Annotated in this window: 12 protein-coding genes; 4 read left to right on the top strand and 8 right to left on the bottom strand. The window is 72.0% G+C overall.

The features are described 5' to 3' along the window. Window positions 1-18 precede the first annotated feature (18 nt). On the top strand, window positions 19-1,620 hold the full coding sequence (locus tag OHB41_RS26470) for an MDR family MFS transporter (protein ID WP_266706143.1): 1,602 nt from the start codon (window positions 19-21) through the stop codon (window positions 1,618-1,620). A 148-nt stretch (window positions 1,621-1,768) separates the two neighbouring features. Here OHB41_RS26470 and cseC read toward each other — a convergent pair whose 3' ends face one another. The 5 genes from cseC to OHB41_RS26495 all read right to left on the bottom strand — a co-directional run bounded on the left by cseC (window position 1,769) and on the right by OHB41_RS26495 (window position 6,706). After that, a complete protein-coding gene (gene cseC / locus OHB41_RS26475; RefSeq protein WP_266706145.1) occupies window positions 1,769-3,061 on the bottom strand; it encodes a two-component system sensor histidine kinase CseC in 1,293 nt (430 codons plus the stop codon). Between the two features lie 517 nt (window positions 3,062-3,578). Then, the gene (gene cseB / locus OHB41_RS26480) at window positions 3,579-4,289 is read right to left on the bottom strand and encodes a two-component system response regulator CseB (RefSeq protein WP_266700661.1); all 711 of its coding nucleotides are present in this window, start codon (window positions 4,287-4,289) and stop codon (window positions 3,579-3,581) included. A 29-nt stretch (window positions 4,290-4,318) separates the two neighbouring features. After that, window positions 4,319-4,978: a hypothetical protein gene (locus OHB41_RS26485; RefSeq protein ID WP_266700662.1), complete on the bottom strand. Its 660-nt coding sequence runs from the start codon at window positions 4,976-4,978 to the stop codon at window positions 4,319-4,321. Beyond that, a complete protein-coding gene (locus OHB41_RS26490) occupies window positions 4,966-5,517 on the bottom strand; it encodes a SigE family RNA polymerase sigma factor (protein WP_168529360.1) in 552 nt (183 codons plus the stop codon). The genes OHB41_RS26485 and OHB41_RS26490 overlap by 13 nt, the downstream gene beginning before the upstream one ends. 268 nt (window positions 5,518-5,785) lie before the next feature. Then, window positions 5,786-6,706 (bottom strand): iron-sulfur binding domain-containing protein, encoded by a 921-nt coding sequence (locus OHB41_RS26495; protein ID WP_266700663.1) that lies wholly within the window; start codon window positions 6,704-6,706, stop codon window positions 5,786-5,788. 480 nt (window positions 6,707-7,186) lie between these two features. On the opposite strand from OHB41_RS26495, the gene OHB41_RS26500 reads away from it, so the two are divergent. Continuing rightward, window positions 7,187-8,008, top strand: coding sequence for a hypothetical protein (locus tag OHB41_RS26500; RefSeq protein WP_266700664.1), 822 nt, complete (start codon window positions 7,187-7,189; stop codon window positions 8,006-8,008). 101 nt (window positions 8,009-8,109) lie between these two features. On the opposite strand, the gene disA is transcribed toward OHB41_RS26500, so the two are convergent. After that, window positions 8,110-9,234, bottom strand: a complete 1,125-nt coding sequence (disA, locus tag OHB41_RS26505; protein WP_266700665.1) for a DNA integrity scanning diadenylate cyclase DisA — start codon at window positions 9,232-9,234, stop codon at window positions 8,110-8,112. Between the two features lie 68 nt (window positions 9,235-9,302). Beyond that, the gene (gene radA, locus OHB41_RS26510; RefSeq protein WP_266700666.1) at window positions 9,303-10,712 is read right to left on the bottom strand and encodes a DNA repair protein RadA; all 1,410 of its coding nucleotides are present in this window, start codon (window positions 10,710-10,712) and stop codon (window positions 9,303-9,305) included. A 274-nt stretch (window positions 10,713-10,986) separates the two neighbouring features. On the opposite strand from radA, the gene OHB41_RS26515 reads away from it, so the two are divergent. Next, entirely contained in the window at window positions 10,987-12,732 is a 1,746-nt protein-coding gene (locus OHB41_RS26515; RefSeq protein ID WP_266700667.1) for a BACON domain-containing protein, read from the top strand. A gap of 3 nt (window positions 12,733-12,735) precedes the next feature. Here the strand turns inward: OHB41_RS26515 and OHB41_RS26520 are convergent, their stop codons facing one another. Beyond that, window positions 12,736-13,596, bottom strand: coding sequence for a DUF3109 family protein (locus tag OHB41_RS26520; RefSeq protein WP_266700668.1), 861 nt, complete (start codon window positions 13,594-13,596; stop codon window positions 12,736-12,738). A gap of 71 nt (window positions 13,597-13,667) precedes the next feature. Here OHB41_RS26520 and OHB41_RS26525 point away from each other — a divergent pair, with 71 nt between their 5' ends. Next, entirely contained in the window at window positions 13,668-14,600 is a 933-nt protein-coding gene (locus OHB41_RS26525; protein WP_266700669.1) for a Ppx/GppA family phosphatase, read from the top strand. Window positions 14,601-14,648 lie beyond the last annotated feature (48 nt).

Raw genomic sequence — 14,648 nt, forward strand, 5'->3', positions numbered from 1 at the left:
CCCAGGGGAGTGGGAATGATGGCGGACAACACGGAAGCGGTCATACAGACCGAGAAACAGGACGAGAAGCAGCCACGCAGCGTACGGGTCGTCCTGCTCGCGCTCATGATCGCGATGCTCCTCGCGATGCTCGACAACATGATCGTGGGCACGGCGATGCCGACGATCGTGGGCGAGCTGGGCGGCCTGGAGCACCTGTCATGGGTCGTCACGGCGTACACGCTCGCGACCGCCGCCTCGACCCCGATCTGGGGCAAGCTCGGCGACATGTACGGGCGCAAGGGCGCCTTCATGACCTCGATCGTGATCTTCCTGGTCGGGTCCGCGCTCAGCGGCATGGCGCAGGACATGGGACAGCTGATCGGCTTCCGTGCCATCCAGGGTCTGGGCGCCGGCGGTCTGATGGTCGGCGTCATGGCGATCATCGGTGACCTCATCCCGCCGCGTGAGCGGGGCAAGTACCAGGGCATGATGGCCGGCATCATGGCGCTCGCCATGATCGCCGGACCGCTGGTCGGCGGCTCCATCACGGACCACTGGGGCTGGCGCTGGTCCTTCTACATCAACCTGCCGCTCGGCATCGTCGCGCTGCTGGCCGTCAGCGCCGTGCTGCACCTGCCGAAGAAGCGGGTCGAGGCGAAGATCGACTATCTCGGTGCCGGGCTGCTCACCGTCGGCATCTCGTCCATCGTGCTCGTCACCACTTGGGGCGGCAGCGAGTACGCCTGGGGCTCCGCGCGGATCATGGAGCTCATCGGCATCGGCGTCGCCGCGCTCGTCGGCTTCGTCTTCGTGCAGACCAAGGCCGCCTCGCCGATCCTGCCGCTGCACATCTTCCGCAACCGCAACTTCACGCTGATGTCCGTCATCGGCTTCATCACCGGCTTCGTGATGTTCGGCGCCGTGCTCTTCCTGCCGCTGTACCAGCAGTCCGTCCAGGGCGCGTCGGCGACCAACTCCGGCCTGCTGCTCCTGCCGATGCTCGGCGCGATGCTGGTCACCTCGATGGTCGCCGGGCGGGTCACCACCAGCAGCGGCCGCTACAAGGCGTTCCCGGTCGTCGGCAGTGTCCTGATGTCGGTGGGCCTGTTCCTGCTCTCGCAGATGGACACCGGTACCAGCCGGCTGACCTCGGGCCTGTACATGGCCGTGCTCGGCCTGGGCATGGGCTGCCTGATGCAGATCACGATGCTGGTGGCGCAGAACAGCGTCGAGATGAAGGACATGGGCGTCGCGTCCTCGTCCACCACCCTCTTCCGTACGCTCGGCTCGTCCTTCGGCGTCGCGATCATGGGCGCGCTGTTCAACCACCGCGTCCAGGACGTGATGGCCGCGCGGGCCGGGGCGCTGGGGTCCAAGATGACCGAGCAGTCCGCGCAGCTCGACGCGGCCAGCCTGGCCAAGCTGCCGGCCGCGGCACGCGAGGCCTATCAGTTCGCGGTGTCCTCCGGCACGCACTCCGCGTTCCTGCTGGGATCCGTGGTGGCCCTGGGCGCACTGGCGGCGGCGGTCTTCGTGAAGGAGGTCCCGCTGCGGGGCGCGGGAGCGCCGGCCAAGTCCGAGGACGAGCCCGCGGCGAACGACGCGCCGCCGAGGGAAACCCTGGCGGAAACCGTCTGACCCCGCTCGACCCGAAGGCCCCCGGCGTGTCCGCCCCGGGGGCCTTCTCCTGTATATGGGCACCCATCGGCTGTCCGGGCGTCCATCGGCGTTCATGGGCGGCCATGGGTCTGTCGCGGCTACCGGTGCCGCAAGGGCTCCCGCTCCCTCACGCCGGCAGCAGGGGGAAACTGCCCGTGTTCGTGGGGGCGTGCTCCGGCAGCCACAGCACCGCGACCGCGCCCTCGGCGGGTACGTTCTCCGGGGCGCCGGCGGGCCGGACGTTGCGGAAGGTCAGCCGGGCGCCGAGCACCCGGGCCTGGCCCGCCGCGATGGTGAGGCCGAGCCCGTGGCCGTGGCCGGAGCGGTCGCTGCTGCCGGTGCGGAAGCGGCTGGGGCCGTCGGCCAGGAGTTCCTCGGGGAAACCGGGACCGTGGTCGCGCACCCGGATGACGCGGCCCTCCACGGAGACCTCGATCGGTGGTCTGCCGTGCCGTGCCGCGTTGGCCAGCAGATTGAACAGGACACGCTCCAGGCGGCGCGGATCCGTGGTGACCTCGGATTCGTGGATCACGCGTACGACGATGTCGGCGTCCTTGGCGGCCACCCGTCGCGCGACGAACTCGCCGAGCATGATGTCCTGCAGTTCGGCCCGCTCGGAGGCACCGTCCAGCCGGGCCACCTCCAGGACGTCCTCGACGAGTGTGCGCATGGCCTGTGCCCGGTCGCGGACGAGTTCCGTGGGGCGGCCGGGGGGCAGCAGCTCGGCCGCGGTCAGCAGTCCCGTGACCGGTGTGCGCAGCTCGTGCGCGATGTCGGCGGTCACCCGGCGCTCGGCCTCGATGCGCTGCTGGAGCGCGTCCGCCATGGCGTCCACCGCGCGCGCCAGGTCGTCGGTCTCGTCGCGCACGACCCCGCCGATCGCTTCCCGTACGCGGACGTCGGTCTCGCCCTTGGCGACCTGGTTCGCGGCGGCCGCGGCCTTGCGCAGCCGGCGCGACAGCTGACCGCCGATCAGTACGCCGAGGGCGCTGCCGCCGAAGACGACCGCGATCGAGCCGATGATCAGCGCCTGGTCGAGGTCCTTCATGACGTCGGTGTTGCGGTCCGTGAACCCGGTGTGGAGCGAGAGGACACGGCCGTCCTTGAGCGGCACGGCCGCCCAGATGTCCGGCACGCCGTTGGGACGGTCGGCCACGTAGGTGGCTCGCCGTCCCTCCTCCACCTTCGCCAGCAGGTCTCCCGGGATCGTCGGGTCGTCGACCTTGACCCCGAAGGACTGCGTGCGGCCGGACTCGTACATACGCTGGGCGACCTGGATCCGTTCGTCGGCCAGATCACGCGAGTTGTCGAGCATCGAGACGCGTGCCGCGTTGTGCACGACGAGGCTCAGGGCGACCGCGACGAGGGCGCCGACCATGGCGATGGCCGCGCTCAGCTTCCACCGGATGCCGGTGCGCATACCGGTCAGTCCGGCCTCGGCGGGCCGGCGACCACGGACGGGCCTGCCGCCGCCGGCGCGGAGGCGCTCGCCGCTGCCGCTGCCGCTGTTGTCGCGGTGGCGGAGGCCGCCGTGGTCGCTGCCCGCGCCCGTGCCGCCGCTCGTGCCGCCGCCCGTGCCTGTGGGGGCGCCGAAGCCGGCGGCCCCGCCACCGGCGCCGCCCGCCCTGCCGACGGACCCGCCCGGCCCGCCGACGCGGACAGGAACGTCACCCGGTCCGCCGTACCCGCCGCCCGGTCCACCACGGACGCCACCCCGTCCGGCGAGATCGCCGCCCGGTCCGCCAAGGTTGCCGCGCGGCCCGACGCGCTCGCCGTTCCGTCCGCCGTGAGCGCCGCCTGGCCCGCCGGTGCCGGCGCCGGGTCCGCCGAAGCCGGTGCCCGGGCCGCCGGCGCCGTCACCCGGGCCGCCGTGGACGGTGCCCGGTCTGTCGTCGTCCGCCGGATTCCGGCGCTGGAACATCCCCCGCATATCCTGCTCAGGCCTTCAACTTGTAGCCGAAACCACGGACCGTCTCGATCCGGTCCTGGCCGATCTTCGTCCGCAGCCGCTGGACATGGACATCGACGACGCGGGTGTCACCGCCCCAGCCGTAGTCCCACACCCGTTCGAGCAGCTTGTCGCGGCTCAGCACCGTGCCCGGCGCGGACGAGAACTCCAGCAGCAGCCGCATCTCGGTGGGAGTCAGCGCGACCCGCACCCCGCCCTTGAGCACCTCCATGCCCTCGGTGTCGATCTCCAGGTCCCCGTCCCCGAAGGAGAGCAGGCCGCCGTCGACCGACGAGGGCGTGTCCGTGCCCGCGTTCGGACCGCTCGCGTGCCCGAAGCGCCGCAGCACCGCGCGGATGCGGGCGACCAGCACGGCCCCGTCGAAGGGCTTGGTCACATAGTCGTCGGCGCCCGCTTCCAGACCCAGGACGACATCGATCGAGTCGGCCCGCGCCGACAGCATGATCACGGGGACGGTGGACTCGTCACGGATACGACGGCACAGGCTGACGCCGTCGAGGCCGGGGACCATGACGTCCAGGAGGGCGATGTCGGGGCGGTCCGCACGGAACGCCTCCAGACCCGACAGGCCGTCGGGCATCGCGGTGACCGCGAAGCCGTCGCGTTCCAGCGCGAGTTGCGTGGCCTCGCGGATGACATCGTCGTCCTCGACGAACAGGACGTGGGTCTGCTCTGCCATCCGGCTGCTCCGTTTGTTCCGTCTGCTCTTCAGTTCGCGGCGGGGGAGGGGGCGTCGGTGGCGCCCACCGCGTTGCTGTAGTCGTTGTGCGTCCGGGACTCCTCGGTGAAGTGGGTCGCGGACCAGCCGTAGGTGATCACTTCTTCACTGGAGGGGTACGACACCGGGTCGCCCTTCTTGTACAGCTGCTGGGTGACCACCAGGTCGCCCCGGTCGATCTCCGCGTAGACCGGCGGCTCCTCGGTCTTGAACACGTTCTCGTACCGGCCCTTCTCCTCGCGGTACACGTACGAGCCGATGCCGACAGCGTCTCCGCAGGTCATCACATTGACCACCACGTCGTCCGAGGGCCCCCCGGTCAGTTCCCCGTACGACACGTCGACCGGGTACTCGTCGGCCACGCACGGCTTGAGGGCGCTCTTGACCGACGGACTGACCTCGGGGTCGTCCTTGACGAGCTTGACCACGTCCACCCGCTCGGGGGCCTTCGTGGCCGAGGGGGAGCCGGTGGGCGTCGTGCGGGCCTTGGCGACCGCCTCACTGCCCGCGGGGCCCTCGTCACGGGCCCCCGTACCCCCCGTCGCACAGGCGGTCAGGAAAAGCCCGAGGGCGGCGAGCACGGCCGTCGCCGCGCCCACCGCCTTCAGTACCCGGCCGGCCTTCCTGGCCCGAATTCCTAGGCCGCGCAACGCTCCCGCTCCTTACCCGGTTCGAGCGCGCGGGCGCCGCGCTCCTCCTGGTCCCGGCTCTCCAGCTCCTCGCGGAGCCGGGCCAGCGCCCGGTGCAGCGTGCTCTTGACCGTTCCGGCCGACATGCCGAGCGCGGCGGCCGTCTCCTCCGTGGACATCTGCTCCCAGTGTCGCAGCACCACGACACTGCGCTGCTTCGGAGCGAGCACCTTCATGATGTCCATGAGGAGCGCGCGGTCCGCGTGCTGCTCGGTGGAGTCCTCGACGCGAGCGTCCGGGAGCTGCTCGGTGGGCACCTCCTCGAGCTTCCGCGCACGCCACCACTCGGTCCGCGTATTGATCATCACGCGGCGCAGGTACGCGTCGGCCAGCCGCTTGTCCGCGATGCCGTCCCAGCGGCCGTACGTGCGTACGAGCGCGGTCTGCAGCAGGTCCTGGGCGTCGACGGGGTCGGGGACCAGGCGACGGGCACTGCGCAGCAGCGCGTCCTGCCGAGTGCGGACGTACTCCTCGAATTCGAGCACCTCGCCGTGCGCCATGATCAACCGCCTCCATCCCCGTTTCCGACCCGCCTGCTGACGCCTGCTGTCGGTGGTCCGTCGCTTGTGTACCGCTGTCGTTCCGCTGTGCGTGCGGTACGGAAATGAAGCTACGGAGGCGTTGTCACGGGGTTGTCCGAGACAGCCTGCGACGAGCACTCGGCTGTACGTCGGTTGTGTAACGGAAGGAGGAGGCGGGTAAGGCGAGGTGGCTACATGTCCTGGTTGGGGATGTTTTGGCTGGTCAGGGAGTGAGACATGGCCGGTGTCAGGTCAAGGGCAGCCGATACAAACCGCCCGTGAGGGGTTCGACGAGTCCGTCGGCGACGAGCCCGTCCAGAGCGCGGGCACGCTGCACCGGCTCCTCCCACACGCGGTCCAGGGCGGATTGCGGGACGGGTGTGACGGCTTCCCTGAGTACGGCGAGCAGTTTGCCGCGCACCTGACGGTCGGTACCGGCGTACGTCTGGCCGCGGCGCGGCGGGCCGTCGTGCTCCGGCTTGCCCGCCAGCCGCCAGGCGCACTGGCCGGCGATGGGGCAGCGGTGGCAGCTCTCGTTCTTCGCCGTACAGATCAGCGCGCCGAGTTCCATGGAGGCGGCGGCCCAGCGGGAGGCGGTGCGCTCGCTCTCGGGGAGCAGGGCGCGGGCGAGCTTGCGCTCGGCGGCCGTGGTGGCGTTCGGGGGATACTGCACGCCGGCCACGGCCCGGGCGAAGACCCTGCGCACATTCGTGTCCAGCACGGCGTGCCGCTGGCCGTACGCGAAGGACGCCACCGCGGCGGCCGTGTACTCGCCGATGCCGGGCAGCGCGAGCAGCTGTGCGTGCTCCGTGGGTACGTCGCCGCCGTGGCGTTCCGTTATGGCGACCGCGGCGCCGTGCAGCCGGAGGGCGCGGCGGGGGTAGCCGAGGCGGCCCCAGGCGCGGACGGCTTCGCCCGGGGCCTCCTTGGCGAGGTCGGCGGGGCGGGGCCAGCGGGCCACCCACTGTTCGTACACGGGCAGGACGCGGCTCACCGGGGTCTGCTGCAACATGAACTCACTGACCATCACGCCCCAGGGGCCGGCATCGGGGCGGCGCCAGGGGAGATCGCGGGCGTGCTCGTCGAACCAGGTGATCACCGGCTCGTGCAGGGTCTCGCCGGAGGCGGTGGGCTGGGGGCTGGGTGTGGGCAAGGTGGGTGCAGTCATGACGTTTCCGATCCTGCCATGCGTCGGTGCCGGGGTGTGTTTCTCGCGTACATGGGCGGGTTGCGCGACCGCACCCCCGCGCCCTACCCGACCCGTCCCGTCTCTGAGGCTCCGCCCCAGTCCCCGCCAGGGGCGCTGCGCCCCCTGGACCCCCGCTTCGCCCGAAGGGCGCGTTCTCAAACGCCGGACGGGCTGATGATGCGGGCCCGGGCTGCAGATTTTCAGGCCGTCCGGCGATTGAGGACGAGGCCGTCCAGGCCGAAGCGGGGGTCTGAGGGCGGAGCCCCCAGGAAGGGGATGGTGGGGGTCCCCCCTGCTCGAGCGAGGCCGAGAGCTCGGGGGAGGGTAGGGGCGGCGGGGGCGAAAACCGGACGGGGGCGACAACCTCACCGGGCTGTCGAGATGATGATCCGGAAAAGTTGACGCTCAGGGCGGCGGGTGGGGCAAGTCCCGGCTCCGATCTCTCGTACAGTTTGCGCCGTGGGATCTCTGCGCAATCCGGTCGGGCCGCTACCCTCCACCATCTACTGGCGTCGGAGGGCCGTTCTGCTGTCTCTGGTGGCGCTGTTGGCGCTGCTGACGGTCTGGATCGTCAGTACCGGGGGCGGTGGCGGCAAGAAGGGCGCGGACGGTTCCAACGGGAAGGGTCCCGTGGAGACGATCACCCCGGGCCCCTCCGGATCCGGCCCGGCGATAAGCCAACACCCGGGCGGACGCGACGAGTCGAGCGGCAGCGCGAACGCCGGCGGCAGTGGCGGGGGCAGTGGCGGGGGCAGCGGCGACGGCTCCGGTGACGGGGACGGTTCCGGCAGCGGTTCCGCCGGAGGCACCGGCGGCTCCAACGGCGGAGGCATCGGATCCGCCGGATCCGCCGATCAGGTCCCGGCCGGTTCCACTCTCCCCAACTGCACGGCAGGCGCGGTCAAGTTGACCCTGCGCAGCGTGCACAACTCGTACGGACCCGGGACCAAGCCCTCGGTCCAGCTGGTCGCGAAGAATTCCTCGGGAAGCGACTGCAAGGTCGATCTCGGCCCGAAGAAGGCCGTCCTGACGATCACTCAGGCCGGCGAGGACAAGAGCTTCTGGTCCTCCGCCGACTGCCCCAAGGACGTCTCCAGCCTGTTCTTCCGTGTTCCGGCGGGCGGCCAGGTGACCTACACGGTGGACTGGGACCGCACGGCCAGCGCCCCCGAGTGCGCGACGCCTCCGGCGGGTTCGGCGTCCGCGGGCACCTACCTGGTGGAGGCGAAGGCGCCGGGGCTGGCGAAGGCACAGACGTCGTTCGTCCTGACGCAGGACTGAGACCCCGGGCGACCCGGATCCTCGGGTCGCCCGGGGACAGGCCGGTCACCCGGCGGGCGGGCCACCCGTATCCGGGCCGTCACCGATACCCGGCTCGCCGGTCAGACGTACCGTTCCAGGATCGACGACTCCGCCAGCCGCGAAAGACCTTCGCGCACGCTGCGCGCCCGCGCCTCGCCCACCCCGTCGACGGCCTGGAGATCGTCGACGCTGGCCGCGAGAAGCTTCTGCAGACCACCGAAGTGCTCGACGAGACGGTCGATGATCGCGCCGGGCAGGCGCGGCACCTTCGCGAGGAGCCGGAAACCGCGGGGCGAGACCGCGGAGTCGAGCGCCTCGGGGGAGCCGGTGTAACCCAACGCCCGTGCCACGGTGGGCAGCTCGAGCAGTTCGGCATGGGCGAGGGCGTTCAGCTCGGAGAGTGCCTCGTCCACCGTGCGGGAGCGCTTCGCGGTCGGCTCGGGCACGTAGTCGCGGACCACCAGCTCACGCTCGGGCTCCACGCCCGCGATCAACTCGTCGAGCTGGAGGGCGAGCAGACGTCCGTCCGTGCCCAACTCCACCACGTACTCGGCGATCTCGGTCGCGATGCGGCGCACCATCTCCAGACGCTGCGCCACCGCCGACACGTCCCGGACGGTGACCAGGTCCTCGATCTCCAGCGCGGAGAGCGTGCCCGCGACCTCGTCGAGGCGGAGCTTGTAGCGCTCCAGCGTCGCGAGGGCCTGGTTGGCACGCGAGAGGATCGCGGCGGAGTCCTCCAGGACGCGGCGCTGACCGTCGACGTACAGGGCGATCAGCCGCATCGACTGGGAGACCGAGACGACGGGGAAGCCGACCTGCTTGCTCACGCGGTCCGCGGTGCGGTGCCGCGTACCCGTCTCCTCGGTGGGGATCGTCGGGTCCGGGACCAGCTGCACGCCCGCCCGGAGGATCTTGGTGAGGTCCTTGTCGATCACGATGCCGCCGTCGAGCTTGCACAGCTCGCGCAGCCGGGTCGCGGTGAACTCCACGTCCAGCACGAAGCCGCCGGTGCACATCGACTCGACGGTCTTGTCCCAGCCGAGCACGATGAGTCCGCCGGTGTTGCCGCGGAGAATTCGTTCGAGCCCGTCGCGCAGGGCCGTGCCGGGTGCCACGGCGCTCAAAGAGGCGCGCATCAGGCCATCGGCACCGGAGCTCCCACCGGACTTTCCGGGAGCTGCTGCCCGGTCGTTGGCTGCCACTGCACTCCTCCGGTCGCGGGTTGCCGGTCGCCCTGGGTTCGTACGGACGGGCGAGACCAGGGCAAAGTCTACCGGCGCTCTTCGTCCTCCCGTGGGGCCTCTCGACGACGCGAGCGCGGAAGGACCCGCAGCGCCTCGCCCATGTCGGCGACTTCCAGGACCTTCATACCGGGTGGCGTCCTGCCCGGATCGCTCGGAACGAGGGCGTGGGTGAAGCCCAGTCGGTGGGCTTCGGCCAGTCTCCGCTGCACCCCCGTGACCCGTCTGACCTCCCCGGCGAGGCCCACTTCACCGATCGCGACGAGGTTTTTGGGGAGAGGAGTGTCACTCGCCGCGGACGCGAGCGCGAGGGCGATCGCGAGGTCCGCGGCCGGCTCGGAGAGCTTCACGCCGCCGACCGTCGCCGAGTAGATGTCACGCTTTCCGAGGGCGCTGATCCGGCCCCGCTGCTCCAGGACGGCCAGCATCATGGAGACGCGGGAGGTCTCCAGACCGGAGGTCGTCCGGCGCGGGGACGGGATCTGCGAGTCCACGGTGAGCGCTTGCACCTCCGCCACCAGGGGCCGGCGGCCTTCCAGGGTCACGGTCAGGCAGGTGCCCGGGACCGGCTCGGCACGTCGGGTGAGGAAGAGGCCGGAGGGGTCGGTCAGGCCCGTGATGCCCTCGTCGTGCAGCTCGAAGCAGCCGACCTCGTCCGTCGTCCCGTAACGGTTCTTGACGCCTCGGACCAGCCTGAGGCGGGCGTGCCGGTCGCCCTCGAAGCTCAGGACGACGTCCACGAGGTGTTCGAGCAGGCGGGGGCCCGCGATCGCGCCGTCCTTGGTGACATGGCCCACGAGGAGGGTCGACATGCCGCGCTCCTTGGACGCGCGGATGAGTGCCCCGGCGACCTCACGGACCTGGGCCATACCGCCCGGGGCGCCGTCGATCTCCGGGGAGGCGACGGTCTGGACCGAGTCGAGGATGAGGAGCGACGGCTTCACGGCGTCCAGATGGCCGAGGACGGCCGCGAGGTCGGTCTCCGCGGCCAGATAGAGGTGGTCGTCGATGGCCTTGATGCGGTCGGCCCGCAGCCGGACCTGGCTCGCCGACTCCTCACCCGTCACATACAGCGTGCGGTGCTCGTCGCTCGCCGCCTTCGCCGCCACGTCCAGGAGCAGGGTGGACTTCCCGACGCCGGGCTCGCCCGCGAGCAGGACGACCGCGCCGGGCACCAGACCGCCGCCCAGGACGCGGTCCAGCTCGGGCACGCCGGTGCTGCGCGCGGTGGCCTGGCGGCCGTCGACCTGGCCGATGGGGACCGCTGAGGTGGTGACCCGGCCGGGCGTCGTGGTCCGCACCGCGGGTGCGCCGTACTCCTCGACCGTCCCCCACGCCTGGCACTCCGGGCAGCGGCCGAGCCACTTGGCCGTCTGCCAGCCGCATTCGGTGCAGCGGTAGGACGGACGGTCCTTCGCGGTTTTCGTACGGGCAGCCATGACCGAACCGTAGCCGAGGCCACCGACAGCGCGGTCGGCTGTCATGCCCGCAGCGAGCCCGTCGCCGTCCTGCTCCCGCCGTCCTCCCGGGTCGGGCCGGGGGCTTCCGCCGACCGGAACCCGTCGCGCGCCCCCCCGTCCGTCGCCGCCCGTGGAGGCCCAGGCCACGGAATCGGAGTGTCGTGTCCCCTTATGAGGGATCGTTTCACCCGTACGGATTAAATATGCTCAAGGGGGAAGAAGGGGTCGCCGTCGGGCACCTACGGTCGCACGGGTGATGAGCAGCAGTCCGGAGACCTCGACACACACCACGCACACCACCGGCGCACACCGGGCGCACGGCGCAGCGCGCAAGCGGGTGGTGCCCCGTGGCGCAGCCCGTGCGACGGCCCAGCACCCTCCCGCGCGCTACGAGCCCTATCTGGACGGCCTGTTCACCTACTGCCTGTCCGTGCTGTGCGACCACGACGCGGCCACCGCCGCCCTCGGCGACGTCCTGGCCCTCGCCGACCGCCGGGGCCAGCGCTGCCCGGAGTCCCCGGACGACCGCCGGGCCTGGCTGTACGCGCTCGCCCGCTGGTCCTGCCTGCGCAAGCTCACCGAGGCCCGGCGCAGACACCAGGCGACGCACGCCTCCGGCCGCCGCACGACCCCCAAGGGCGACAAGGAGGCCGCCGACCGGCGCGCGGCCGAGGTGCTCGCCGCCCCCCTCTCCGAAGAGGCCCGGGCCCAGCGACAGCGCGAACTCGCCCTGCTGGCCTGGCCGGAGGCCGCCGGCACCACCCCCGAGCAGCGGGAGGCGCTCGAACTCGCCGTCCGCCATCAACTCGCCGCCCACGAGGTCGCCGCCGTCCTCGGCATGGACGCCACCAAGGCGCGCGAGCTGCTCGCCTCCGCGGCCTGTGAGGTCGAACGCACCCGCGCCGCCCTCGCCGTCGTCGAGACCGGCACCTGCCCGAGCGTCGCCCTCCTCACCGGCGACAGCCAGCTGGTCCTGAGTACCGGCCTGCGCCGCGAACTCGTCCGGCACGTCGACGACTGCCCGCGCTGCCGCCGCACCGCCGAACGCGCCGCGCCCGGCACCTGGCCCGGCACCGTCACGCCCGCCGCGCTCCCCGTCCTGCAGGCCCCGCGCGCCGCCCTGCACATCGCGCTCGCGCACGTCCCGCGGACGCGGGGCGGCGCACCGCGTTTCGACCGGCGCGGTTTCCCGATGGACCCCAAGGACCGGGCCGCCCGCCGGGACCGGCTGCGGGCGCGCGCCGTCACCACGACCGTCGTCGCCACCGTCGTCGCCGCGCCCGTGCTCGCCCTCTGGGCGGCCTACCGCGGCGCGCCCCTCACCGGAGAGGGCGCCGACGGCCGCCCGGCCACCGCGAGCGAGGCGCACGGCCACGACGGCATCGGCGGCGAGAACGGGGGCGGCTACGAGAACGCGGGCAACGCCAGCACCAGACCCGGCAGCCGCTTCGCCAAGGGCGACAGCACGCCCGACGTGTCCGTGGAGGTCACCAGCGCCGCGGGCGCGGGCAGCGCCGCCGGACAGCTCTCCGTACAGGCCAGGGGCAGTGGCGACACGACCTTCATCACGCTGACCGCGTCAGGGAGTTCGGCGGTCCACTGGTCCGCGCGTTCCGGAGCGCCCTGGCTCTACCTCAGCCGGTCGTCGGGCACGATCGCCCCCGGGGAGAGGGTGACGATCAAGGTGTACGTCGATCAGCTCCGCCAGCCGGCGGGCGCCTGGAGCGCACGCGTGGCGATCGCACCCGCGGGCGCCGTGGTCACGATCGGCGGGTACGGGAACGCGGGACCGTCGGCCCCCGGAGGGTCCGGCCCCGGCCCCGCGCCCGGCAGCCCCACCCCGTCCGGCCCCGGCTCGGCAACGCCCTCGTCCGGCCCCGACCCGTCGCCGACACCTTCCGGCCCGTCGCCGACCCCCACGCCCACGGGCCCGACCCCGTCGAACCCGGACGGCTCCACCCCGCCGCCCGAGGGCACCGGCGACCCGGCCCCGTCCTGACGGTCAGGCGACCGGGTCGGCGGGATGCGGTGCGACCAGGGGCAGCTGCGAGGCCAGCCGCTGCTCGCAGAGTTCGACCAGCCGGTCGTAGCCGGCCTTGCCCATCAGCTCCACGAGCTCCGGGCGGTACGAGACGTACACCGGGTCGCCCGCTCCGTGCGCCGAGGTCGCCGACGTGCACCACCAGTGCAGGTCGTGGCCGCCCGGACCCCAGCCACGGCGGTCGTACTCGCCGATCGAGACCTGGAGCACCCGGGTGTCGTCGGGCCGGTCGATCCACTCGTACGTCCGGCGCACCGGCAGCTGCCAGCACACGTCCGGCTTGGTCTCCAGCGGCTCGCGGCCCTCCTTGACCGCCAGGATGTGCAGCGAGCAGCCCGCGCCGCCGGCGAAACCTGGCCGGTTCTGGAAGATGCACGAACCCTGGTACGGGCGCGTCTGGCGCTCGCCGTCCTCGTCCTGCGACACCCAGCCCGTCTCCAGGCCCACGTCATGGTGCTGCCAGAGGTCCGGCGTGAGCCTCGCCACGTGTCCGGCCACCCGCTTCTCGTCGTCCTCGTCCGAGAAGTGGGCCCCCAGCGTGCAGCAGCCGTCGTCGGCGCGACCGGCCTGGATGCCCTGGCAGCCGCTGCCGAAGATGCAGTTCCAGCGAGAGGTCAGCCATGTCAGATCGCACCGGAAGACCTGCTCGTCATCGGCGGGATCAGGGAACTCCACCCATGCCCGCGCGAAGTCGAGTCCCTTCTCGTCGGACGCCGAGGCCTTCACCGGCGCCGCCTTCGGGGCCTTCTTGGACTTGGTGGCCTTCGCCTGCGAAGAACCCTTGGTCGAATTGTCAGGCTTCGCCTTTTTCGTCTTTGGCACGCGTCCAGGGTAAGTCGCCGGAGGCCGCTCCGGGGACGGCGGGCGGGGCCGGCCGCAGTAGCGTTCCGTACATGAGACTCGGTGTCCTCGACGTGGGTTCGAACACGGTGCATCTGCTGGTGGTGGATGCACACCCCGGCGCGCGCCCGCTGCCCGCGCACTCGCACAAGGCCGAATTGCGGCTCGCCCAACTGCTCGACGAGAGCGGGGCGATCGGTTCCGACGGTGTCGACAAACTCATCGAGACGGTCCAGGACGCGCTGGAGGCCGCCGAGGACAAGGGTGTCGAGGCGATGCTGCCGTTCGCCACCTCCGCCGTGCGCGAGGCCAGCAACGCGGACGACGTGCTGGCCCGGGTGCAGACCGAGACCGGTGTCGAGCTCCAGGTGCTGACCGGCGCGGAGGAGGCCCGGCTGACGTTCCTGGCCGCCCGGCGCTGGTTCGGCTGGTCGGCGGGGAAGCTGCTGGTCCTCGACATCGGCGGGGGGTCGCTGGAGATCGCGTACGGCCTGGACGAGGAGCCGGACGCGGCGGTGTCGTTGCCGCTGGGCGCGGGGCGGCTGACCGCGGGCTGGCTGCCGACCGATCCCGCCGATCCGGCCGACATCAAGGCGCTGCGGCGCCATGTCCGGGCGCAGATCGCTCGCACGGTGGGGGAGTTCAGCCGGTTCGGTGCCCCCGACCATGTCGTCGCCACCTCCAAGACCTTCAAGCAGCTCGCCCGGCTGGCCGGCGCGGCGCGCTCCACGGACGGGCTGTACGTGCAGCGTGAGCTGAAGCGGCGTTCGCTGCAGGACTGGGTGCCGAGGCTGGCCTCGATGACCGTGGGCGAGCGGGCGGAACTTCCCGGGGTCTCGCCCGGGCGGGCGGGGCAGTTGCTCGCGGGGGCGATGGTCGCCGAGGGGGCGATGGATCTCTTCGGGGTGGAGACCCTGGAGATCTGTCCCTGGGCCCTTCGCGAAGGTGTCATCCTGCGGCGTCTGGACCAGATGGAGTCCGTGTAGCCGTGGGGCACCGCCCCCAGACCCCCGTTCGGCCTGAACGGCTCGTCC

Source organism: Streptomyces sp. NBC_01571 (assembly GCF_026339875.1).
GTDB lineage: Bacteria > Actinomycetota > Actinomycetes > Streptomycetales > Streptomycetaceae > Streptomyces.